This is a genomic window from Pradoshia sp. Z6_59, assembly GCF_058267515.1.
Window position 1 is genome coordinate 69450 of record NZ_JBZCPP010000009.1, and the last position, 24894, is coordinate 94343.

The window sequence follows — 24894 nt, forward strand, 5'->3', positions numbered from 1 at the left end:
CTTATAAGTAAGAGATATAAAATGTGATGAGTCATATAGGCAATACATACATTACAGTGAAGCGGTAACCCAATTCGTCAACCAAAATCAGGAACATAGGGGAGATTTCTAGCAAAGGAGAGAAAAACCATGTCTGTTACAAAGGGTCTTGAAGGAGTAGTGGCTACATCATCTTCAATCAGTTCTATTATCGATGACACATTGACATATGTCGGTTATGATATCGATGATTTGGCTGAAAACGCAAGTTTCGAAGAGGTTATTTATTTGTTATGGCATCGCAGATTACCCAACAAGCTAGAATTGGAAGATTTGAAGAATCAACTTGCTGCAAATGCAGGACTTCCTAATGAAATGATTGAACATTTCAAAATGTATCCGATTGATGCGATTCATCCAATGGGAGCATTAAGAACAGCCGTATCTTTATTGGGGTTATATGATGAGGAAGCCGATATTATGGATGAAGAAGCAAATTTCAGAAAAGCAATACGTTTGCAAGCTAAAATCCTATCCATTGTGCCGGCTTTTTCACGCATTCGTAAAGGTGAAGAACCTATTGCGCCACGTAAAGATTTTGGCTATGCGCAGAATTTTCTTTATATGCTGAATGGCAAAGAGCCTGAACAGATTGAAATTGAAGCATTTAACAAAGCATTAGTTTTACATGCGGACCATGAATTAAATGCATCTACATTTACTGCACGTGTATGTGTAGCGACATTGTCGGATATTTATTCAGGTGTTACAGCAGCTATTGGTGCCCTAAAGGGACCATTGCATGGCGGTGCTAATGAAGCAGTTATGAAAATGCTGTCTGAAATAGGCTCTGTTGAAAATGTAGACAGCTATATAAATAATAAATTAGCAAATAAAGAAAAGATCATGGGCTTTGGGCATCGTGTCTACAGAAAAGGGGACCCACGTGCAAAGCATCTTCGTGAAATGTCCCAAAGGCTCACGAACTTAACAGGTGAACCGAAATGGTATGAAATATCTGCCAAAATCGAAGAGCTGGTTACTTCGAAAAAACCGCTTCCGCCAAATGTGGATTTTTATTCTGCTTCTGTATACCACAGTCTGGGTATAGATCATGATTTATTTACACCTATTTTTGCGGTTAGCCGTATGTCTGGATGGATAGCCCATATTCTGGAACAATATGATAACAATCGATTGATTCGTCCGCGTGCTGAATATGTGGGACCAGGAATGCAAAAATATATACCAGTTAAAGACCGTTAATAAGAGGTTGAATTATCTGAAAATTAATAGTAGGATGATTTGTTAATTAACTTCTGGATAGTTATACTTAAATTTATAGATTTAGAGAAAAGGTTAGCTGAAACGGATTGTTTCACTAACCTTGTATATTGATGTTGGAGGGGATTTGAATGAGTAAGGGAGAAAAAATCACAGTTGTCGATGGAGTACTGCAAGTGCCAAACCAGGCGATTATACCATTTATTGAAGGGGATGGAACAGGTCCTGATATTTGGGCAGCTGCGTCACGAGTGCTGGAAGCGGCAGTAAACAAAGCATACAATGGGGAAAAAGAAATAGTTTGGAAAGAAGTTTTGGCTGGTGAGAAAGCATTTAATCAAACAGGAGAATGGCTTCCTAAAGAAACACTTGACGTTATTAAAGAATATTTAATCGCGATTAAAGGACCGCTTACAACACCGGTTGGCGGAGGAATTCGTTCTTTAAATGTAGCCTTGCGCCAAGAACTTGATTTGTATACTTGCTTGCGCCCGGTTCGTTATTTTAATGGAGTTCCATCACCGGTTAAAAGACCACAGGATACGGATATGGTTATCTTCCGTGAAAATACAGAAGACATTTATGCAGGAATTGAATATGCAAAGGGATCTGATGAGGTTAAAAAATTATTAAACTTCCTGCGTGAAGAAATGGGTGTTTCCAAAATCCGTTTCCCTGAAACTTCCGGACTTGGAATCAAGCCGATTTCTGAAGAAGGCACAAAACGCCTTGTCAGAGCTGCACTTAATTATATAATTAAAGAAGGACGTAAATCTCTCACACTAGTTCATAAAGGAAATATCATGAAGTTTACAGAGGGAGCCTTCAAAAACTGGGGTTATGAAGTTGCTGAAGAAGAATTCGGTGATCAAGTATTCACTTGGGCACAGTATGACCGCATTAAAGAAGCAGAAGGTACAGAGGCTGCAAACAAAGCGCAGGCAGATGCAGAGGCAGCTGGCAAAATTATTGTTAAAGATTCCATTGCAGATATCTTCCTGCAGCAAATCTTAACAAGACCAAGAGAATTTGATGTAGTTGCAACCATGAATCTAAATGGAGATTATATCTCTGATGCTCTGGCAGCACAGGTTGGTGGAATTGGTATTGCACCTGGTGCCAATATCAACTATGTAACAGGTCATGCTATTTTTGAAGCAACACACGGAACAGCACCTAAATATGCCGGTCTTGATAAGGTGAATCCTTCTTCGGTTATCCTTTCAGGTGTATTAATGCTTGAGCATCTGGGCTGGAATGAAGCTGCTGACTTAATTACACAATCAATGGAAAAAACGATAGACACAAAAGTGGTTACATATGACTTCGCACGTTTAATGGATGGAGCGAGTGAAGTGAAATGTTCTGAATTTGCTGATGAGCTCATAAAAAATATGGATTAATAATTCAGGAAAGGGGTAATCTCGAAAAAGATTACCCCTTTTAAAAACTGGGGGGTAAATTCGAATGGTATTTAAGCGAAAAAAAATATCTGTCATTGGCAGTGGTTTTACAGGAGCAACGACCGCTTTTCTTTTAGCTCAAAAAGAACTTGGGGATGTAGTGTTGATTGATATTCCGCAAATGGAAAATCCTACAAAGGGCAAGGCTTTAGATATGGCAGAAGCAGGCCCTGTGCAAGGATTTGATGCTACTATTACTGGAACATCCAACTATGAAGATACAAAGGATTCTGACCTAGTCATCATTACTGCAGGTATTGCACGTAAGCCGGGAATGAGCCGGGATGATCTTGTTCAAACAAACCAAAAAATTATGCGCTCAGTAGCTAAAGAAATTGTAAAATATTCTCCGGATAGTTATATTATCGTTCTTACGAACCCAGTTGATGCAATGACCTATACAGTATTTAAGGAAACCGGATTCCCTAAAAATCGTGTAATCGGCCAATCGGGTGTATTAGATACGGCAAGATTCCGTACATTTATCGCTCAGGAATTAAACTTGTCGGTTAAAGATATAACAGGTTTTGTATTGGGTGGCCATGGCGATGATATGGTACCTCTTGTTCGATATTCATACGCTGGCGGCATTCCTTTAGATACTCTTCTGCCAAAGGAACGTCTGGAGCAAATAGTTGAACGGACGAGAAAAGGCGGCGGAGAAATTGTTAGTCTTCTTGGAAATGGCAGTGCATATTATGCCCCTGCAGCTTCACTTGCAGAAATGGCAGAAGCTATATTAAAGGATCAGCGGAGAGTGATTCCTGCTATTGCCTATTTGGAAGGTGAATATGGATATAGCGGAATATACTTGGGTGTTCCAACTATTTTGGGGGCAAATGGCATAGAGAAAGTAATTGAGCTGGATTTACTTGATGAAGAAAAAGCAGCGTTGGATCAATCTGCCGAAGCTGTTCGAAACGTTATGTCTGTACTTGCTTAATAGTTTTACTATGTAAATCGGAAAGTATTACTTTCCGATTTTTTTGTGCTTTTCAGGGGAGACTAAATGAAGTAGCACAAAATAATGCATCCTTTAGTTACGAATCCTGGACTACCCAAAAGTGTATGTTCATATATAATGGTTAGTATAGTGAAAAAATAGCAGGAGGGGCCAATGAGTAAAAAAGTCCTTGTAGTGGAAGATGAACAATCAATTATTACCTTACTAACCTATAATCTGGAGCAAGCGGGCTATCAGGTTATTAAAGCAATGGATGGTGAGTCAGGTAAAAAAATGGCTATAGCTGAGTCACCGGATATTATTATTCTAGATTTGATGCTGCCTAAACTGGATGGCATTGAGATATGCAAAATCTTGAGACAAAATAAAATTATGACCCCAATTCTTATGTTAACAGCAAAGGACGAGGAGTTCGATAAAGTGCTTGGACTAGAATTGGGAGCAGATGATTATATGACGAAGCCATTTAGTCCGAGAGAAGTTGTGGCGCGAGTGAAGGCTCTTCTCAGGAGAGCTGGGATGAGCTCTTCCGGACAGGGTACTTCTTTAGAAAAACAAGAAACAAGCAATTTGAGAATTGGAGAGTTAGAAATATATCCGGACAGATATGAAGCGTATATGAGAGAGGAGTTACTTGAGCTAACTCCGAAGGAATTTGAGCTGTTAGAGTATCTTGCCAGGAATAAATCTAGAGTACTGACAAGAGATCAGCTCCTTAATGTGATATGGAACTATGATTTTGCCGGGGATACTCGAATAGTTGATGTACATATTAGTCACTTACGTGAAAAAATCGAACAAGATACGAAAAAGCCTGATTATATTAAAACTGTACGCGGATTGGGATATAAACTTGAGGAACCAAGATAATGAAAAAGTTCAAGCTTAAATTAACAGCAGAGATAGCAGCTATCACAATCATTATACTTCTATGCTTTGGTTTGTTAATTGGGAAATTACTCCTTTATTATTATGATAAGTCTGTAATGAGTCATCTTAAGGAAGAAGGACAATTGTTGACTTTATATCTGGGTGATGCTGATAATAGCAACGAGTTAGAGGTGAAGTCTAATAAGTTGAATGCTCATTTGCGCTCATCCTTCCTAATCATGAATAAGGATGGTCATATCCTGTATAAAACAGACAAGCCTTCGGGATGGAAAACCTGGGATGATTCAGCATCCCTTGCAGAATATATGGGGGATATAGGAACAGACCGTCAAATAGGAAAGAAATCTGATATCAGAACAGGGCCATCCTATTACTATATGGATGAATATTCATTGGATACCGGGGAAACAGGCTATTTCATATTGGTTTCAAATGAAGATTCCTCTCTATATACAAAAGTATGGTCTATACTCTTGGGATGTTTAGGCTTCGCCTGTGTGATGATTGTCCTGTTTGTATTTCAGCTAATTAAGAAGTTTGCGATCCCTATAGAAAGTGCTACTAAAGCTGCCCTGGAATTAACGAGAGGTAACTATCGGGCCCGTTCTTATATCGGTAGAGATAATGAAAATGGAATTCTTAATCATTCTATTAATAATGTTGCTCGAAGTCTTCAGGAAATGAAAATTGCTCATGAAATCCAAAAAGACAGATTGAGTACACTGATTGAAAATATGGGCAGCGCTCTGTTATTAATCGATGATAAAGGGTTTATCAGTATGATCAACCATGCCTATATTGATATTTTCAAAGTGAAGGAAGAAGAATATTTATCTGAACTCTATTATAAAGTGATCAAACATGAAGAAATCAATGCGATTATTGAAGAAATCTTTATGGCAGAACAAAAATTAAAGAAACAAATCGTATTAACGATTGGAATTGAGCGGAAGCATTTCGAGGTATATGGTGCACCAATTATGGGACCTAAGGGTGATTGGAAGGGTATTCTACTTGTTTTCCATGATATCACAGAGCTAAAGAAATTAGAGTCAGTAAGGAAACAATTTGTTGCCAATGTGTCTCATGAATTGAATACACCGGTTACATCTATTAAGGGATTTTCGGAAACGCTCCTTGATGGAGCCATGCATGATCCGCAGGCATTAGAGCATTTCTTATCTATTATTTTAAAGGAAAGCGACAGACTGCAGGCTTTAATAAAGGAATTATTGGAACTTTCAAAAGTGGAGCAACATGGCTTTCAGCTCGATATACAGGAAATTGATATTGTTCCTGTTTTATCAGATACGTATGCCTTGCTTGAGAAAAAGGCATCGAAGAAACATATTCAGTTCGAGATTCAGGATTTTAAAAAGCCTATTATGTGTGAAGCAGATACTTTCAGGCTTAAACAAGTATGCCTAAATCTTGTAAGTAATGCGATTTCCTATACCCCGTCGTATGGGAAAGTGCAGATAACCGCTAAAGAAGAATCTGATAAAATTTATATTTCCATTGCGGATACTGGAATTGGCATAGAGGAAAAGGAAATTCCTCGAATATTTGAGAGATTTTATCGAGTGGATAAAGACCGTAGTCGGGAATCTGGAGGAACAGGACTGGGACTTGCGATAACTAAGCATATTATGGAGGCGCATGAGGGAGAAATTACGGTAGAAAGCCAAAAGAATGCGGGAACCACCTTTACAATCATACTTCCTAAATACCAGGCTAAGCAGATATAGTGCCTAAACCTTCTTATTTCAAAATAATCCTGTGGCAAATCGAAACTGGATTAAAAGTGAACGGAAATTGTAAATGAATAAATAGAACTGAACCGTCATTTTTCTTTCAAACTCTAGTCATGATAAAATAGAGTGGGTAAGTAAGAGTGACGGTTTTTTTCAAGACCTGAATCAGAAAAATATCTCAAAACCTGATATAAGCATTTATAAGGCACACCTGTTATGATGAATGATTCGGTGGCCGCTTTTTAAAACAAGCTATATGTTAATGAAAATATATATATGGATACTGGAGGTAACCATGAAGAAAAAATTGATTTTAATCGATGGAAACAGCATTGCCTACCGGGCGTTTTTTGCATTGCCATTATTGAATAACGAGAAGGGTGTACACACTAATGCCATCTATGGTTTTGCAATGATGCTCAACAAAATCATTTCAGAGGAAAATCCGACTCATATATTAGTTGCTTTTGATGCCGGGAAAACAACATTCAGACACAGTACATATAAAGAATACAAAGGAGGACGTCAAAAGACGCCACCTGAATTATCAGAGCAGTTTCCTTTTATTCGAGAATTGTTGGATGCATACGGAATCTCCCGCTATGAGTTAACGAATTATGAAGCCGATGATATTATCGGAACACTCGCTCTCGAAGCTGAAAAAGGGGATTATGAAGTACAAATTATCTCCGGTGATAAAGATTTAACCCAGCTTGCTACGGATAAAACAACTGTACGTATTACCCGTAAAGGGATTACGGATATGGAGGATTATACACCGGAGCATATTCGTGAAAAGTATAACTTAACGCCAAATCAAATCATTGATTTAAAAGGATTAATGGGAGATGCCTCAGATAATATTCCTGGAATCCCGGGTGTGGGCGAGAAAACAGCCTTAAAATTATTAAATCAATTTGGAACTGTTGAGCAGGTAGTGGCTTCCCCTGATGAAATCAGCGGGAAAAAATTAAAAGAAAAAGTGGAAGAATTCAAGGACCAAGCTATTTTAAGTAAGCAGCTGGCGACCATTGAAACAAATGCTCCAATTGAGGTTAACCTTGATTCGGTTGATTATACGGGTGCAGATCAGGAAAAGCTGCTGTCTATATACAGGGAACTGGGATTTGCAACCTTGATTGAAAAAATGGAGCCGGCTGCCGAAGAAGAGATGGCCGTGCTTGAAGAGATTGAATATAAGGCAGTAGAAGAAGTGACGGAAGATATGCTGACAGCAGAGTCCTCACTATATCTTGAATTACTTGATCCGAATTATCATACAGCTGAAGTAATTGGCTTAGCCATTTCAAATGAAAATGGAACATTCTTTATCGATAAGGACAAGGCTGCGGGATCCCCTCTTTTTAAAGAGTGGGCAGAAAATCCTGAATATAAAAAAACAGTGTATGATGCCAAACAAAGCATTGTGGCATTAAGTCGCGAGGGAATAGCTTTAAAAGGAATTGAATTTGATGTTTATCTGGCATCCTATGTTTTAAATCCAGCTGAACCGGATGTTGATATGGCGGATCTGGCTAAAAAACATAATGCAGGACATATCCAAACAGACGAGAGTTTTTATGGAAAAGGAGCGAAACGTTCAATTCCAGCGGTTGCTGAATTGGGTGAGCATATTGCACGGAAAGCTTTGTCGTTAACACTGATTAAGGAAAGCCTTGAAAGACAGCTGGAGGAATACAATCAAATCGGATTGCTGCAGGATTTAGAACTGCCATTAGCTCTTATCCTGGCTGAAATGGAAATTACGGGTGTGAAGGTCGATGAGAACCGTTTGAAAGAAATGGGAGCTGAACTTGCAGGCAGATTAAAGGACATCGAAGCTAAAATTTATGAAATGGCCGGTGAATCCTTTAATATTAATTCACCGAAGCAGCTTGGCGTTATCCTGTTTGAAAAATTAAATTTACCTATTATCAAAAAGACAAAGACAGGCTATTCCACGTCAGCAGATGTACTCGAAAAATTGGAGAGCAAGCATAGTATTGTCCGAGAAATTCTTCATTATAGACAGCTGGGTAAATTGCAATCAACCTATATTGAGGGACTTTTAAAAGTTATTCATGATGATCAAAAGGTCCATACAAGGTTCAATCAGGCATTAACTCAAACAGGACGACTAAGCTCAACAGATCCTAACCTGCAAAATATTCCTATCAGACTTGAAGAAGGCAAAAAAATCAGACAGGCCTTTGTGCCATCAGAAGAAGGCTGGGTCATTTTTGCGGCTGATTATTCTCAAATTGAACTGCGTGTTCTGGCTCATATAGCAGGAGATGAAAACCTGATAGATGCCTTCAATTCAGATATGGACATCCACACAAGAACGGCTATGGATGTATTTCATGTCGATGCTGATCAGGTGACTTCGAATATGAGAAGACAGGCTAAAGCGGTGAACTTTGGAATTGTGTACGGTATCAGTGATTATGGACTATCACAAAGTCTTGGAATTACCAGAAAAGAAGCTGGAATTTTCATTGAACGCTATTTAGAGAGCTTCCCTGGTGTTCAGCAATACATGAAGGATATTGTAGAAGAGGCGAAGGAAAATGGATATGTAAGTACGTTATTGCAGCGCCGCAGATATATACCTGAAATTAATAATCGAAACTTTAATGTTCGCGGTTTTGCAGAAAGAACAGCTATGAATACACCAATTCAGGGCAGTGCTGCAGATATTATCAAATTGGCGATGATTCGGATGAATGCCAGATTAAAGAAAGAAAATTTACAGACAAGAATGCTGCTTCAGGTGCACGATGAATTGATTTTTGAGGCGCCGCCTGAGGAGTTGGATATATTAAAGAAAATTGTTCCGGAGGAAATGGAAAATGCAATTGAATTAGCAGTTCCATTAAAAGTGGACTATTCATTTGGCAACACCTGGTATGACGCTAAATAGGAGTAAAAGGGGTGAAAAGGTATGCCTGAATTACCTGAGGTCGAAACAATCAGAAGGACCCTCGAAGTCCTGGTACTTGGAAAAACAATTGATGATGTGGATATACGCTGGGCTAAAATTATAAAAGAGCCGGATGATGCTGAACTGTTTCGTATGCTTTTGAAAGGGCAAACCATTCATGAGATTGGCAGGCGTGGTAAATTCCTGATTTTCCATTTAGATGATTACAGTCTTGTTTCCCATCTACGGATGGAAGGAAAATATGGCCTTTATGATGAAACGGAACCGGCAGATAAGCATACACATGTTATATTCAAATTTACGGATCAAACAGAATTGAGATATAGAGATGTCCGTAAGTTTGGCACGATGCATCTGCATACAAAGGGGACAGAATTAGACGTACTGCCACTTTCAAAGGTAGGACCTGAGCCTTTTTCAGATGAATTTACACCAGATCACTTAGGTGCAGCACTCAGTAAGACGAATCGTTTTATCAAAACGGTATTATTGGATCAAAGAGTAGTTGCAGGTCTTGGTAATATCTATGTGGATGAAGCATTGTTCCATTCGGGTATCCATCCTGAACGTCCGGCATCCACTTTGACAAAGGAAGAAATAGAAAAACTATATACATCCATTAAGGAAACTCTTGCTACCGCCATTGAAAAAGGAGGAAGCACAGTACGATCCTATGTGAATTCCCAAGGTCAAATCGGCATGTTTCAGCTTGAGCTGTTTGCCTATTCAAGAAAAGGAAAGCCTTGTAAAATTTGCGGAACAAACATGGAAAGAATTATTGTTGGAGGCAGAGGGACCGTCTACTGTCCTGAATGTCAGCCATTAGCCTAACTGAATATGAACATAAGATGGGCTCCTTTCATATAGTAGGGTATTGATTATGGAAAGGAGTCCCTATGAAATGGAGCACATAGCATCAATATTGTTATTGGCATTGGCGGTGAGTCTGGATAGTTGCGGTGTAGGAATGACCTATGGAATGCGAAAAGTAAGTATACCGATTCGCTCCATCATCATCATTGCCGGTTGTTCTGCATTGAGCCTAGCATTCGGTATGTTAATGGGATCGTTAAGCGAGCATTTGATGGCACATTCCTGGACCGGTAAGCTAGGAGGATTTATCTTGCTGGTGCTTGGAATTTGGACACTTTCAAGTTACTTCAAGCGAAATGAAGATAATTGTCCCTATGTGAATGAAAGAACCTTATTCCAATTAGAAATAAAGTCTATTGGACTGGTTATTCATATACTTAAAAAGCCATTAAGTGCTGACTTTGACCGTTCTGGAACCATTACTGGATTAGAAGCTTTTTTTCTGGGATTAGCCTTATCATTAGATGGATTTGGAGCTGGAATAGGTGCTGGTATACTTCATTATCCGTTATTTATTCAGGTGACTCTCTGTTTCGGTATGAGTGCTTTATTAATGACAGTGGGTATAAAAGCGGGAAAATATCTGCAGGATTCCATTATGGCAAAGGTCTTTTCATTTATTCCGGGTTTAGTACTTATTTTTCTTGGGTTAACCAAAATAATTTAATAGGGAATGGAATGTTATGGGGAAAATAATCGGAGTTACAGGAGGGATTGCCAGTGGAAAGAGCAGCGTTAGCAAATGGCTCATTTCCAAGGGTTACCCTGTTATTGATGCAGATATCGCAGCAAGAAAAGTCGTCGAGCCTGGTATGCCAGCATTAGAGGAAATTAAAAATGTATTTGGTCAGGATATTTGTTTACCTGATGGGACATTAGACCGGAAAAAATTAGGTTCCATCGTATTTTCAAACTCTGAAAAACGGCAATTATTAAATGGAATTGTTCATCCGGCAGTCAGGAAATGGATGATGGAAGAAACGGAGAAAGCATTACACCAAGGGAAAGAACTCGTTTTCATGGACATTCCCCTATTGTTTGAAAGTAATTTGACGCATATGGTAGAGGGTATTATTCTTGTGTATGTGAAGCCCGAAATCCAATTAAAGAGATTAATGGCGCGGGATCATTTTACTGAGGAAGAAGCACTCGCAAGAATACGAGCACAAATGCCAATTGATGATAAGAAAGAATTGGCCGATTATATTGTTGACAATAACGGAGAATTTTTTGAGACGGAAGAGCAACTCATTGCTTTGATTAAAAAATTAAATGTATAACCAATAGCAAGGCTATCTGAGGGATAACGACCCTTGGATAGTCTTTTTTGTATATAATTTTATTTAATTTGGATAATTTAGGTATTTAAACCATGCAGCATTTTGTTCAATGTGTTATACTAATTACATCATTTTTATAATAAGTATAACTTATATATAGGAGGAAGTTAAATGAGTGCAAGAGTTGCTATCAATGGGTTTGGCCGAATTGGCAGAATGGTTTTCCGAAAAGCAATATTGGATGAGCATCTTGAAATCGTAGCCATTAATGCTAGTTATCCTTCTGAAACATTAGCACATTTAATTAAATATGATACGAATCATGGTCCATTTAATGGTGATGTACATGCTATGGATGATCATTTATTGATAAATGGTAAAAAAGTTCTTTTGCTAAATAATCGCAATCCTGAATTCCTGCCCTGGAAAAATCTTGGGATTGATATCGTAATCGAAGCAACTGGGAAATTTAATCATCGTGATCAAGCAGCTCTTCATTTAAATGCGGGTGCAAAACGGGTCGTTTTAACAGCTCCTGGGAAGAATGAGGATGTCACGATTGTAATGGGTGTTAACGAGGATAAGTTAGATATTAATAAGCACCTTATAATTTCGAATGCATCCTGCACAACTAACTGCCTCGCTCCTGTTGTAAAAGTACTCGATGAACAATTTGGAATTGACAATGGTCTTATGACAACCGTTCATGCCTATACAAATGATCAGAACAATATCGATAATCCGCATAAGGATTTACGCAGAGCCCGTGCCTGTGCACAAAGTATCATACCTACTACAACTGGAGCAGCCAAAGCACTCTCGCTGGTGCTTCCTCATTTGAAAGGAAAACTCCATGGAATTGCGTTGAGAGTACCAACTCCAAACGTTTCTTTAGTTGATTTGGTAGTAGATCTTAAAAGAGAAGTGACTATTAATGAAATCAATCAAGCGTTTAAAACAGCAGCTGAAGGATCAATGGCTGGTATTATCCAATACAGCACAGAGCCACTTGTTTCTATCGATTTTAATACAAATCCGCATTCGGCTATTGTAGATGCACTTTCTACTATGGTGATTGGTGCAAATAAAGTAAAAGTGCTTGCCTGGTATGATAATGAATGGGGATACTCATGCAGAGTGGTAGAATTAGTAAACCATGTGGCCCGCCTTCTTCAAGAGGATAAAGTGAAAGTGAGTTAAGCATAATAAATAATACCTTTTACGGTCTGGCCGTCTTTCTTAAAAAAAGGCGGTTCAGGCCGTTCTTTGATTCATAAACTAGAATAAACTAAGAAAAACAAATGCTGTACATTTGGTGGTAATTATTAACTAATATTGAATTGTATGATTGCATTTGAAAAATAAACCATATATACTAAATGTCGTAAACTTCATCATCCTGGCAGTACTACTTAAAGGGTTAGGACCTCTCAGGACTAACTTTCCCCCGTGGTAGTAAAGGCCAGAAACGAAGATAATTAAAATTCGTTTAAATGCTAAAGGGGGAATTGAACATGCATACAATAGGTCGTCATGTCATTTCTGAACTATGGGGCTGTGATTTATCTAAATTGAACGATGTTAATCAGATTGAACAAATATTCGTGGACGCAGCTTTACGATCTGGAGCTGAAGTTAGAGAAGTAGCCTTCCATAAGTTTGCGCCACAGGGAGTAAGCGGAGTAGTCATTATATCTGAATCACATTTAACCATTCATAGTTTTCCGGAACATGGTTATGCGAGTATTGATGTATATACATGCGGTGACTTAGATCCTAATGTGGCTGCTGATTTTATAGCTGAAGCCTTAAACGCTCAGGTTAGGGAACATATTGAAATCCCGCGAGGCATGGGTCCTGTTGCTGTCAGCCATGTTCTTGCTAAAGCATTATAAATAAAAAAGATAAAAAGAGATGTCTCTTGTGGTGACCCTCATAAAGTTAGATTCAAACTCTAACTTTTGGGGTCAGTACATCTGCATCTCTTTTTTTATGGAAAACAACTTTTACTTCTCCCATTGTTTACTTTCCTCCAAAAGTATTGGCTATATAGTGGATAAAAAATAGCATTTTATGCAAACAGACTTGTCCTATTCGATTTGTTTTAATAAGATAGAACTATAGAAAAGGACGGTGCTAATCTATGATATGTCCAACTTGCCAACATAATGGGACAAGAGTGCTGGATTCCCGCCCTGCGGATGAAGGACGTTCAATACGTAGAAGAAGAGAATGTGAATCCTGTAGTTATCGTTTTACTACATTTGAAAAGGTAGAAGAAATTCCGCTAATTGTGGTAAAAAAAGATGGTGCACGGGAAGAATATAGCAGAGAAAAAATCCTAAGAGGTTTAATCCGAGCTTGTGAAAAGCGTCATGTTGCTCTTAAAGAACTGGAAGAGATTGCAACTGATGTTGAAAAAGAAATAAGAAATCAAGGATTTTCTGAAATAAAAAGTGATTTAATAGGTGAAATGGTTATGGATAGGCTGGCTGAGGTGGATGAAGTGGCCTATGTCCGTTTCGCTTCTGTGTACCGTCAATTTAAAGATATAAATGTTTTTATTGACGAATTGAAAGAACTAATGAAAAAAGAGGATTAAGTAGAGCTGAAGACAGTTTCTTTAGCTCTTTTTTCAACTATAAAAACCCGAAGTACGAAAGGTTTGTAGACAATGCAATTTTCATGGAAGTTTGTAAATCCTAAAGACAGATATGTTGTACTATATAAAGAAAAGCTATCAGAAATGGACCATAAATCAATTCAATATTTATATCAGCCACTTGTAGGAGGATTGGCTGTTTCTTTGTATATGACCTTATTAAACGAAGTCAATACAGGTAACATGTATTCCAGGCAAACGACACATCGTTGGTTAATGGACGTACTTGGTTTACCTTTGGACGAGATATTTCAATACCGTAAAAGGCTTGAAGGAATTGGTTTATTAAAAACATATAAAAAAGCAACTCCGGAAGGTAATGTTTTTATTTACGAGATTCTTTGTCCTTTAAGTCCGGATAAATTTTTCCATGATGATTTGCTGCCTATTTATCTGAAGCAAAAACTTGAAGAGAGACATTACGAACGACTGCTCACGATGTTTGCGGATAAACGTATTCCTGATGATTATGAGGAGATAACTCAATCTTTCAATGAGGTATTTGCATCCGAATTTCGCAATCCAAAAGAAATCATCAGCTCGGAAACTGATCAAAGCATGCAATTCTTCTCAAAAGACCCACAGGGATATAGCCATAATTTAATGGAGCAATTTGATTTCGAGTTATTATTTGCAACGGCTAAAAACAGCTTTATATCGAGAAAAGCGTTTACTCCAAATGTGATGGAATCCATCGCGATGCTGTCGTATTTATATAAAATTAATGTAATGGATATGAGCAAGTTGATTTTGCGTTGTCAAAATCAACATAATGAAATTGATATAGACGAACTCAGAAAATGTGCAAGAGAGTTTTTCCACATCAATCATGGTGAAGAAATGCCGACATTGATTGAACAGAAACAACCTGAATATGAACGTACAATCATAGAACCTAAAACACCAGAGGAGCATTTACTGTATACCTTTGAAACAACCTCTCCATTGGAGTTTTTAGTCAGCCTTTCGCAAGGTGCAATGCCCTCCGACAATGATCTGGCACTTGTAGAAAAGGTCATGGTCAATCAAAAGCTTCCTCCTGGAGTCGTTAATGTCCTTCTGCACTATGTCATGTTAAAATCAGATATGAAATTGCAATCAAACTATGTGGAGACAATTGCTTCGCACTGGGCGAGGAAAAATATCACCACAGTACGGGAAGCCTATGAGATGGCTTTGAGTGAGCATAAGAAATACCAAACCTGGGCTAATGAAAAAAAGACGAAAACAAATAAATCAACACGCCGTACAACAGGCAATGCGAGGAAGGAAATCGTTCCTGATTGGCTGGATGAAACGAAGAAGAAAGAGCCGGTTGCTCAATCCACCGAAATTGCTGAGCGTGTAAGAAAGCTCAAGGAAAAATTGCAAAATGAAAATTCTAAATAAACAGGAGGTGTATAAGGATGAAAAATATACAGGATGCACTGAATCAGCTCGGGAAGCGTGAAAACTTTCAGCAAAGATTGGATGAAATGAGAAATATCGTTTTAAAAGATCCTGATGTCCGTCTATTCATAAATGAACATAGCAGTCAGCTGACAAGCGACATGATTGAAAAGAGCATGAATAAGCTCTACGAGTTCTCCACGCAAACGAAGACATGTGACGAATGTCCTTCTTTATCTGAATGTAAAAATCTCCTTCAGGGTCATCATCCACACTTGTTTATTCAGGGGAAACGGATTGATGTACGGTATGAACCCTGTCATAAAAAACGCAGGCAGGAAGAGAAGAATCGATTACGTAAGCTGATTCGTGCCAGCCATGTACCAAAAGAAATTGTGGAGGCTTCTTTTTCTAATTTGATTTGGGATGAGTATACGACCGAAGCACGTGTGGAGGCAGTCGAAAAGGCAAAGAATTTTGTTGACTCATATATAAATGGTGCTGGTCATAAAGGGCTCTATTTATACGGTGAATTTGGGGTAGGTAAAACCTATTTACTTGGCGCAATCGCCAACGCACTTTCTGAAGAGGGTGTTTCATCACATATTGTGTATTGGCCTGAATATTTAAGAGAATTAAAAGGGTCCTTCGCGGAAAATTCCTATAACCAAAAGGTGGATGCCCTAAAGGAAGTTCCTATTTTAATGATTGATGATATTGGAGCTGAAACGATGAGTGCCTGGTCGCGTGATGATGTACTGGGGCCGATACTCCAATACCGAATGCATGAAAATCTTCCAACCTTTTTCACCTCCAATTTTAATTTGAAACAATTGGAACATCATTTCACGTATTCTCAGCGTGGAGATGAGGAACTGGTTAAAGGAAAACGAATCATGGAGAGAGTCCGTAATTTAACGGAGCCAATTGAAATGGACGGAAAAAATCGAAGAGATTAAAGAGAATAAAAGGTTTGGCGAAGAGGCAGCCCGTATGAAGGGACTGCCTCTTTTTAGATATCTCATTTTTTTAATAAGCAAACAGTCCTGCATGAAAGAAACGGAATGAGATTCATTTGATATGCAGGCAATAATATAGCGGTCCTGTACAGTCTGCCATGATACTTTTATTTTAAATCTAATTTTATCCATCCATTCTAAAGGATTGCCATGTCCCATATACATAAAACTAGGAGTTCCGATAGTCTGGAGGGATAGGGTTGCTTACGATGTATTTTGATTCACAGGAAGAACAGGCTAATTGGCATGTTCGATTTAAGAACAGCGATTTTTTTATCCGACAGGCAATTCATTCTGTTCATAAGGATGGCCAAAAGTCTGTCTCCTTTCTTTGGGACCCGGATCAGGAGGAAATTTTTTGTCACGCACTCATTGATGCTTTATATACATTTTTCTCTACCTATCATCTGGAATGCAAAATTCGGGATGTGATTCGGGAACGCTTTTTATATGAGGATGAAGATGAAATTAGCCAGATTGCAGAAATCGCATTGCTTATGTGGGATGGTGAAGCTGCCTATAGTGGTAGCCAACACCTTTCAGAACAATTAAAAAAACAAGTCAAGTATCTCCTGCAGGAAGTAGTTAAACAAAGAATTGATTTTTCGTTTCGATCATTATGGAATTTTCGTTTAAGGGATATCCATGAATCGCTTGTTACATTAGTGGGATTTGCGATTGATGAGTATAAGCTTGAGCAGGATTATCAGGAATTTATCTCCGTGCTAAGACGATTGATTGAGGAGCGGAATCCGCAGGTTGATGAAATTCATTTAGTTTATCATGAAGAATTTCAATTTTATAATCGATATTTTGAGCTGATTTCAAAACAAGATATTCTTAAAGTAATCGACCGTAAATTGATGGCTGAGAATCCTATGTTTATTGATTCAAATACCATTGCACCGCTGGTTTCCTTAGCACCGAAACGAATTCATATTTATGCGGATGATGAGGATAATCGTGTAATCACTACATTGAGGAAAATTTTCGAGGAAAGAATCCTTTTGTTCCGAATCAGTTACTTCCATGAACAGGTTAAAAAGGTAGAAGAGCGTTCATAATGATAAAAGAATAGAAAGTAACTTGCTTTTGTCCTCATAAGCTTTTATAATAACCTACATACAAGTTTATAATCGATAGGTTACGATAAGGACATGAGTGTTTAAAAAGCTGTGAACAGAGAGGGAAGCCAGTGGCTGCAAGCTTCCTCATAGACTTGAAATGCTTACCGCCTTTGAACTTCAGCCAGGAAAACATATTTGGGTGATTATTGGCTGACGGGAACTCCGTTAAAAGATACAAGTGCCGGAAAAGCTGAAATATCAGCACCGGAATTTGGGTGGAACCGCGGGTTTATTTAGTATACAATAGCTCGTCCCTTAATTTATTAGGGACGGGCTTTTTATTATGTAGAAAAAGGAGTGGCTCACATGGCTGAAATGATCAAAATTACATTTCCAGATGGCGCGGTAAAGGAATTTGAATCTGGAATTACAACTGAGCAAATTGCTTCTTCCATTAGTTCTGGATTAAAGAAAAAAGCAATTGCAGGAAAGGTAAACGGAGCATTATATGATTTGCGCCGACCAATTACAGAGGATGCTTCAGTAGAGATTGTGACTCCGGATCAACCGGAAGCCCTGGAAGTATTGCGCCACAGTACAGCGCATTTATTGGCACAGGCAGTTAAACGAATTTATAAAGATGTTAAATTTGGTGTAGGCCCAGTAATTGAGGGCGGCTTCTATTATGATATGGATTTAGAGAAATCCATTACACCGGAAGACCTTCCTTTAATCGAAAAAGAAATGAAGAAAATCATTAATGCGAATATTGATATTGTCCGTAAAGAAGTCAGCCGTGCTGAAGCGAAGCGTCTATTTGAAGAAATTGGCGATGAGTATAAGCTGGAATTGATTGATGCGATTCCTGAAGAGGAAACTGTAACGATTTATGAACAAGGTGAATTCTTTGACCTTTGCCGTGGAGTTCATGTACCTTCAACTGGCAAAATTAAAGAATTTAAGCTATTGAATATTGCGGGTGCCTACTGGCGTGGAGACAGCGATAATAAAATGCTTCAACGTGTGTATGGAACTGCATTCTTCAAGAAAGAAGATTTGGACGAACATTTACGTCTGTTAGAAGAAGCGAAAGAACGTGATCACCGTAAAATTGGGAAAGAGCTTGATTTATTCATGAACTCTCAATTAATTGGACAAGGTCTGCCGCTATGGCTTCCAAAAGGTGCAACGATTCGCCGTGTCATTGAACGCTATATTGTGGATAAAGAACAAAAGCTTGGCTATGACCATGTGTATACACCAATCATGGGCAGTGTAGACCTCTATAAAACATCCGGTCACTGGGATCACTATCAGGAAAATATGTTCCCAGTAATGGACATGGATAATGAACAGCTGGTTCTTCGTCCAATGAACTGCCCGCATCACATGATGATTTATAAAAACGATATTCACAGCTATCGTGAGCTTCCAATTCGGATTGCTGAATTGGGTATGATGCATAGATATGAAATGTCTGGTGCATTGGCAGGTCTGCAAAGGGTACGTGGAATGACATTAAATGATGCTCACGTATTTGTACGCCCTGACCAAATTAAAGATGAATTCAAGCGTGTTGTTACTTTAATCCTGGAAGTGTATAAAGACTTCGGTATGGAGAACTATTCCTTCCGTCTTTCTTACCGTGATCCAGCTGATAAGGAAAAATACTTTGATGATGATGCAATGTGGGAAAGAGCTCAATCCATGCTGAAAGAAGCAATGGATGAGATGGGTCTTGACTATTTCGAAGCAGAAGGCGAAGCGGCTTTCTACGGACCTAAATTGGATGTTCAAGTTAAAACAGCGCTTGGAAAAGATGAGACTCTTTCCACAGTACAGCTTGACTTCTTGCTTCCTGAACGTTTTGATCTTACGTACGTTGGAGAAGACGGCAAACAGCATCGCCCAGTTGTTATTCACCGTGGGGTTGTTTCAACTATGGAACGTTTCGTTGCGTTCTTAATTGAGGAATACAAAGGAGCCTTCCCTACTTGGTTAGCACCAGTTCAGGTTCAGGTTATTCCAGTATCTCCGGATGTTCATCTTGATTATGCAAAAGAAATTGAAGCGAGCCTTCAACGTGCAGGTTTACGTGTAGAAGTAGACCTACGCGATGAAAAAATGGGCTATAAGATTCGTGAAGCTCAAATGCTAAAAATCCCTTACATGCTTGTGGTGGGAGATCAAGAACAAGAAAATGGTAATGTTAACGTACGTAAGTATGGAGAACAGAAATCAGAGACTATGCCATTTGATGAGTTCTTGAATATGATTAAAGGTGAATTGAAATAACTTCTTATAGTTAGGAACCTATTCGAATGTGGATAGGTTCCTTTTTGAATCCCTTCTATATTATAGGTGAAGTAAGTTACATCTTTTTAATCTTTCTTCAAAAACCTCTTGCCACCAGGTACATTATTTGATAAAATAACTTTTGTTGTCATTACGAATGAGCTTCTATTGACATTATACAGCGAAACATGTTAAAATGATTTTTAGTGAGCAAATCAAATACGACACATTATAAAGCAGAAGCACCCGCTTCTCACCTGTATAACACTCTTTTAAGAGTAGTTAACTGGTTCAATTGATATAATCAGACGGTATGTCTTTTTATGGGCGGGTGTGCATGCACCGGCCTTTTTTATATGTTTAAAAAGCATGTGAAGTAGTATTTGCTAGAAAATCTTGGAGGTGGCTTATTATTAGCAAACAAGACTTGATCTTAAATGAAGGCATTCGTGCCCGAGAAGTACGTCTAGTTGATCAAAATGGTGAGCAGCTTGGAATTAAATCCCGCGTTGAGGCATTAGAAATTGCTACACGCGTGAATTTGGATCTTGTGCTGGTTGCACCGAACGCAAAGCCTCCTGTCGCCCGTATTATGGACTATGGTAAGTTCCGTTTCGAGCAACAGAAGAAGGATAAAGAAGCTAGAAAAAATCAAAAAACGATTAGTTTAAAAGAAGTTCGTTTAAGCCCAACTATCGACGAGCATGACTTTAATACGAAGCTTCGCAATGCCATTAAGTTCCTTGAAAAAGGCGATAAGGTTAAAGCAAGCATTCGATTTAAAGGACGGGCTATTACCCATAAAGAAATCGGGCAGCGCGTATTAGTTCGCTTTGCAGAGGAATGTAAAGAAGTGGCTACTGTGGAAACAGCGCCAAAAATGGACGGACGCAGCATGTTCTTGATTTTAGCACCGAAAAACGAAAAGTAATGTTTCGAGGAGGAAATTTCCCATGCCAAAAATGAAAACTCACAGAGGCGCTGCAAAGCGATTCAAAAAAACTGGTTCTGGTAAGCTTAAGCGCAGCCACGCTTACACAAGCCACTTATTCGCTAACAAATCTACTAAAGCAAAACGTAAATTACGTAAAAGTGGAATGGTTAGTTCCGGAGATTTCAAACGCATTCGTCATCTATTAGACAATATCAAGTAATTGAGAACGCTCAATTTTAGGAGGAATTAGATATGCCACGTGTTAAAGGCGGTACAGTGACGCGCAAACGTCGTAAAAAAGTATTAAAGCTAGCTAAAGGTTATTTCGGTTCAAAACATACATTATACAAAGTTGCTAATCAGCAAGTAATGAAATCCTTGCAATATGCATTCCGCGATCGTCGCCAAAAGAAACGCGACTTCCGTAAATTATGGATTACTCGTATCAATGCAGCAGCTCGCATCAATGGTCTTTCTTACAGCCGTTTAATGCACGGTTTGAAACTTGCTGGTATCGAAGTAAACCGCAAAATGCTTGCTGAGCTTGCAGTTAGCGATGCAGCAGCATTTGCTCAATTAGCAGAAACAGCTAAAAAAGAACTTAATAAATAATAATAGAGGCGCTTCTCAAGTGATTGGGGGCGCCTTTTGTTATGGGAGGAGAGGGGAATATGAAAGAGCTTATCATTGGTTATTTTATACTGATCAATTTAACCTTACTTCTTGTTATGAAACTGGATAAAAACAGAGCTCAACATAATCGATATCGCATAAGCGAGAAAACATTGTGGATTCTGGCTCTTGCTGGAGGAGCTATTGGCGGGACAGCAGGTATGCAGCTATTCAGGCATAAAACAAAGCATAAAGCTTTTGTGGCTGGCTTTCCATTATTAGCAATCGTGGACGTAATCATTGCAGCTATTCTTTTATCAACCATACAGTCATAATTAAGCAAATGAACATATATTAATAAATAAGCCAAGTTTTAACAACGTAGAAAGGCAAAATGGGGTGTGAGTATGGATTATGATTTTACCATGTTGCTCGCTTTTATTGAGGCAGGTGGTTTTTGGTCACCTCTTGTCTTTGTGGTTTTCCATATAGTAAGGCAATATATTTTTATTCCGGTAGCTGTTGTTTGTATGGCGGGCGGGATTATGTTTGGTGCTGTATTCGGCACATTATTATCTTTATTAGGTCTCTGGCTATCATCGATTATTTTTTACTTTATGATTATTAAAATGCCGAAATTACAGCATAAGCTTGAAAAGTTAGATGAGCGTACATTGAAGTTCGGAGGAAGAATAAATGTAAAGCAGGCGAGTATCCTAAGGCTTATTCCGTTTATACATTTCCATCTCCTGAATTTTTATTTAATCGGCAACAGCAAAACCTTTACGGATTACGCAAAAGCCGTTTTTTGGTCCAATATTCCCTTAGCATTTTTTTATACGGTATTTGGACATTCGATTGCAAAGTTTTCTCCAACGATGATGCTGATTATCATTTCAGCGTTGATTATCTTGCTCTTTTTCCTTCGAGAAAAGAAGGTCATTATTAAGTGGAGTCAGTTTTTTGGTCATACTTAACATTAGTCTGTTAAACTTATTTGTATAGATAAGTTTTGCAGGCTTTTTTAGATGGTTAATAGAATGAAGTCCTATTCAGTTTACTGAAGACCGGTTGGGAGACAGGAGGAGTGGCCATATTTAATGGAATGAACCAGTTCCATGGTCAGACTATATTAGAAGTGAATATTAACGGAAGTCTTCCGGCTGATTCATAATGGCCTTTCGATTATTTGATAGTAAAGGGAAATAATACATATACTATAAAGAATGATATACATAGTTAAGGAGGCTCTTTTTATGAAACATCTAGATGATACGCTTTCTATGCTGAAGGAGCTAACAGATGTTAATGGCATTGCAGGTAATGAAGGAGAACCAAGAAAGGTTATGAGAAGGCTAATTGAGCCATATGCTGATAGCCTTTCATTTGATGGAATCGGGAGTTTGATTGCTGAGAAAACAGGAGAAGAAAAAGGACCGCGCATTATGATTGCCGGACACCTTGATGAAGTGGGTTTTATGGTTACCCGGATTGATGACAAAGGCTTCCTCTTTTTTCAAACGATTGGTGGCTGGTGGTCACAGGTTATGCTTTCTCAGCGTGTTACAGTAACTACTTCGGGGGGCGAGCAAATTACGGGATTAATCGGATCTTCACCGCCTCATATCCTTACTCCGGAAGCGAGAAAGAAACCGGCAGATGTCAAAAATATGTTCATTGATATCGGAGCCACAAGCCGGGATGAAGTACTTGAATGGGGAATTCGTCCAGGAGATATGGTAACACCGTACTCCGAATTTACGGTACTTAAAAACGAAAAAATGTTAATGGCCAAAGCATGGGATAACCGAATTGGATGTGCGGTGGCAATAGAGGTATTAAAACGCCTGAAAGATGAAAACCATCCGAATACCGTATTCGGCGTAGGAACTGTTCAGGAAGAGGTTGGGCTGCGCGGCGCTAAAACAGCGGCTAATTATGTACAGCCTGATATTGCGATTGCTGTAGATGTTGGAGTGGCAATTGATACGCCGGGATTATCTGAAAAGGACGGTTTAACAAAAGCGGGAGACGGTCCGGGACTGGTGTTATATGATGCAAGCCTGGTGACTCATAAAGGCTTGAGGGACTTTATTGTCGGTGTGGCAGAAGAAATGAATATACCGTATCAATTTGATCATATACCTGGCGGCGGAACAGATGCCGGATCATTCCATGTCAGCGGTACGGGTGTACCTTCTATCGCGATTACGATTCCAACTCGTTATATCCATTCTAATGCGGGGATATTAAATCGTGATGATTATGAAAATACGGTTAACCTTATTGTAGAATTGGTTAAACGTCTGAACCGGGAAACGGTGGATAAGATTACGTTTGATTGAATGCAAAATAAAAACGATGATGGAGAATAACTCCGTCATCGTTCTTTGTTATTTGCTGAGTGCACTTTCTAAAAGATGGAGCATCTCGTCCTTTTCGCTTTCAGAGGCTTTTTGCCAAATAAGCTCAAATAATACACCAAGGCCCGGCAGCATTTTTTCTTCACCGCTTTGGATGGCATCTACAATAGTGGCTTCCAGTTCATCCTGAGTATTGCCTGTTACATTATGGATAATGGCATTTCTAAGATTTAAATTCATGGATATTCCCTCCAATTTTGGTCTCATACTTAGTTTTGCTTTTCTTTCCTTTTTCTATGTATTAAATTTGGGATATAATGAAAGAACGTTTGATAAGAGGGTGACTTATATTGAAATATATTGAATCAATGCAAAATGCACGTGTAAAGCAATGGAAGAAGCTTTTGACAAAGAAGGACAGGGATAAAAGCGGTCTTTTCGTAGTGGAAGGTTTTCATTTAGTAGAGGAAGCTCTTATGCATGGATTAGTGGAAGAACTGATTGTGAAGGAAGGTACTGATTTACCTTTAAAGTGGGAGCTTGAAGGCATTGATCTGTTTACCGTACATAAAGACATTTTTAAAGCAATCGCGGATACTGACACACCACAGGGAGTTGCAGCGGCTTGCAGGAAGCCGACTTTCCCTGGGTTAGGAGCGGACATTTCAACTGTATTATTAATTGATCGTGTGCAGGATCCAGGGAATATCGGAACCATGATACGTACAGCAGATGCTGCGGGCTTTGATGCCGTTATACTCGGGGACGGGTGCGCAGATGCATACAGTCCAAAGGTAGTTCGCTCCACACAGGGAAGCCTGTTTCATATCCCAATTTTTAAAGGTAGCCTAGAGACTTGGGTGGAGAAATTACAACAGTCAGGTTTGAAGGTTTATGGAACTGCCTTGCAGGGAGCAAAGCCTTATAAAGAGATAAGTAAAGCAGATCGGTTCGCTATACTTGTCGGCAATGAAGGCAACGGCGTCAGCAAAGAACTGCTAGAACAAACAGATCAAAATGTGTATATTCCTATATACGGAAAAAGTGAATCATTAAATGTGGCAGTAGCTGCCGGCATTTTGATGTATGGCCTTAAATAAAGAGCAAATGAACGTTTGAAA

At 38.8% G+C, this 24894-nt stretch carries 24 protein-coding genes and 1 other annotated feature; of the genes, 23 read left to right on the top strand and 1 reads right to left on the bottom strand.

Annotated features, from left to right (window positions below):
• The first annotated feature begins 129 nt into the window (after positions 1-129).
• The 22 genes from citZ (at position 130) to AC4D4B_RS11300 (ending at position 23755) form a co-directional block, all read left to right on the top strand.
• Positions 130-1245: a citrate synthase gene (citZ, locus tag AC4D4B_RS11195; RefSeq protein ID WP_490996447.1), complete on the top strand. Its 1116-nt coding sequence runs from the start codon at positions 130-132 to the stop codon at positions 1243-1245.
• Between the two features lie 149 nt (positions 1246-1394).
• The gene (gene icd, locus AC4D4B_RS11200) at positions 1395-2666 is read left to right on the top strand and encodes an NADP-dependent isocitrate dehydrogenase (RefSeq protein WP_490996448.1); all 1272 of its coding nucleotides are present in this window, start codon (positions 1395-1397) and stop codon (positions 2664-2666) included.
• Positions 2667-2730: 64 nt separating this feature from the next.
• Positions 2731-3669 carry a malate dehydrogenase gene (mdh, locus tag AC4D4B_RS11205; RefSeq protein WP_490996449.1) on the top strand — a complete coding sequence of 313 codons (939 nt, stop codon included), beginning with the start codon at positions 2731-2733 and terminating at the stop codon, positions 3667-3669.
• Between the two features lie 174 nt (positions 3670-3843).
• Positions 3844-4560: a response regulator transcription factor gene (locus AC4D4B_RS11210; RefSeq protein WP_490996450.1), complete on the top strand. Its 717-nt coding sequence runs from the start codon at positions 3844-3846 to the stop codon at positions 4558-4560.
• Positions 4560-6329 (top strand): two-component system histidine kinase PnpS, encoded by a 1770-nt coding sequence (pnpS, locus tag AC4D4B_RS11215; protein ID WP_490999922.1) that lies wholly within the window; start codon positions 4560-4562, stop codon positions 6327-6329. The genes AC4D4B_RS11210 and pnpS overlap by 1 nt, the downstream gene beginning before the upstream one ends.
• Before the next feature lie 301 nt (positions 6330-6630).
• Positions 6631-9258 (top strand): DNA polymerase I, encoded by a 2628-nt coding sequence (polA, locus tag AC4D4B_RS11220; RefSeq protein WP_490999923.1) that lies wholly within the window; start codon positions 6631-6633, stop codon positions 9256-9258.
• 21 nt (positions 9259-9279) lie between these two features.
• Complete coding sequence (mutM, locus tag AC4D4B_RS11225; protein ID WP_490999924.1) at positions 9280-10110, top strand: DNA-formamidopyrimidine glycosylase; 831 nt, start codon at positions 9280-9282, stop codon at positions 10108-10110.
• A 70-nt stretch (positions 10111-10180) separates the two neighbouring features.
• Positions 10181-10819 (top strand): sporulation membrane protein YtaF, encoded by a 639-nt coding sequence (gene ytaF / locus AC4D4B_RS11230; protein WP_490996454.1) that lies wholly within the window; start codon positions 10181-10183, stop codon positions 10817-10819.
• A gap of 16 nt (positions 10820-10835) precedes the next feature.
• Positions 10836-11432: a dephospho-CoA kinase gene (gene coaE / locus AC4D4B_RS11235; RefSeq protein ID WP_490996455.1), complete on the top strand. Its 597-nt coding sequence runs from the start codon at positions 10836-10838 to the stop codon at positions 11430-11432.
• 171 nt (positions 11433-11603) lie between these two features.
• Positions 11604-12632 (top strand): glyceraldehyde-3-phosphate dehydrogenase, encoded by a 1029-nt coding sequence (locus tag AC4D4B_RS11240; RefSeq protein ID WP_490996456.1) that lies wholly within the window; start codon positions 11604-11606, stop codon positions 12630-12632.
• 314 nt (positions 12633-12946) lie between these two features.
• Complete coding sequence (speD, locus tag AC4D4B_RS11245; RefSeq protein WP_066108871.1) at positions 12947-13327, top strand: adenosylmethionine decarboxylase; 381 nt, start codon at positions 12947-12949, stop codon at positions 13325-13327.
• Positions 13328-13575: 248 nt separating this feature from the next.
• Positions 13576-14034, top strand: coding sequence for a transcriptional regulator NrdR (nrdR, locus tag AC4D4B_RS11250; RefSeq protein WP_490996457.1), 459 nt, complete (start codon positions 13576-13578; stop codon positions 14032-14034).
• 72 nt (positions 14035-14106) lie between these two features.
• On the top strand, positions 14107-15483 hold the full coding sequence (locus tag AC4D4B_RS11255) for a replication initiation and membrane attachment family protein (protein WP_490999925.1): 1377 nt from the start codon (positions 14107-14109) through the stop codon (positions 15481-15483).
• Between the two features lie 17 nt (positions 15484-15500).
• Positions 15501-16442 carry a primosomal protein DnaI gene (gene dnaI / locus AC4D4B_RS11260; protein ID WP_490996459.1) on the top strand — a complete coding sequence of 314 codons (942 nt, stop codon included), beginning with the start codon at positions 15501-15503 and terminating at the stop codon, positions 16440-16442.
• A 269-nt stretch (positions 16443-16711) separates the two neighbouring features.
• Positions 16712-17566, top strand: coding sequence for a putative sporulation protein YtxC (locus AC4D4B_RS11265; protein ID WP_490996535.1), 855 nt, complete (start codon positions 16712-16714; stop codon positions 17564-17566).
• Between the two features lie 369 nt (positions 17567-17935).
• Positions 17936-19864, top strand: a complete 1929-nt coding sequence (gene thrS / locus AC4D4B_RS11270; protein WP_490996460.1) for a threonine--tRNA ligase — start codon at positions 17936-17938, stop codon at positions 19862-19864.
• 228 nt (positions 19865-20092) lie between these two features.
• Positions 20093-20225: a sequence feature (ribosomal protein L20 leader region), on the top strand.
• Positions 20226-20291: 66 nt separating this feature from the next.
• Positions 20292-20795: a translation initiation factor IF-3 gene (infC, locus tag AC4D4B_RS11275; RefSeq protein ID WP_490996461.1), complete on the top strand. Its 504-nt coding sequence runs from the start codon at positions 20292-20294 to the stop codon at positions 20793-20795.
• Positions 20796-20817: 22 nt separating this feature from the next.
• Positions 20818-21018, top strand: coding sequence for a 50S ribosomal protein L35 (gene rpmI / locus AC4D4B_RS11280; RefSeq protein WP_049669916.1), 201 nt, complete (start codon positions 20818-20820; stop codon positions 21016-21018).
• 32 nt (positions 21019-21050) lie between these two features.
• Positions 21051-21410 carry a 50S ribosomal protein L20 gene (rplT, locus tag AC4D4B_RS11285; RefSeq protein WP_066108802.1) on the top strand — a complete coding sequence of 120 codons (360 nt, stop codon included), beginning with the start codon at positions 21051-21053 and terminating at the stop codon, positions 21408-21410.
• Between the two features lie 59 nt (positions 21411-21469).
• Positions 21470-21745, top strand: coding sequence for a DUF1294 domain-containing protein (locus AC4D4B_RS11290; RefSeq protein ID WP_490999926.1), 276 nt, complete (start codon positions 21470-21472; stop codon positions 21743-21745).
• A 72-nt stretch (positions 21746-21817) separates the two neighbouring features.
• Positions 21818-22387: a VTT domain-containing protein gene (locus tag AC4D4B_RS11295; RefSeq protein ID WP_066108799.1), complete on the top strand. Its 570-nt coding sequence runs from the start codon at positions 21818-21820 to the stop codon at positions 22385-22387.
• Positions 22388-22666: 279 nt separating this feature from the next.
• The gene (locus tag AC4D4B_RS11300) at positions 22667-23755 is read left to right on the top strand and encodes a M42 family metallopeptidase (protein ID WP_066108797.1); all 1089 of its coding nucleotides are present in this window, start codon (positions 22667-22669) and stop codon (positions 23753-23755) included.
• A 48-nt stretch (positions 23756-23803) separates the two neighbouring features.
• On the opposite strand, the gene sspI is transcribed toward AC4D4B_RS11300, so the two are convergent.
• On the bottom strand, positions 23804-24013 hold the full coding sequence (gene sspI, locus AC4D4B_RS11305) for a small acid-soluble spore protein SspI (protein ID WP_066108794.1): 210 nt from the start codon (positions 24011-24013) through the stop codon (positions 23804-23806).
• 128 nt (positions 24014-24141) lie between these two features.
• On the opposite strand from sspI, the gene AC4D4B_RS11310 reads away from it, so the two are divergent.
• Positions 24142-24873, top strand: coding sequence for a TrmH family RNA methyltransferase (locus AC4D4B_RS11310; RefSeq protein ID WP_490999967.1), 732 nt, complete (start codon positions 24142-24144; stop codon positions 24871-24873).
• Positions 24874-24894: the final 21 nt, after the last annotated feature.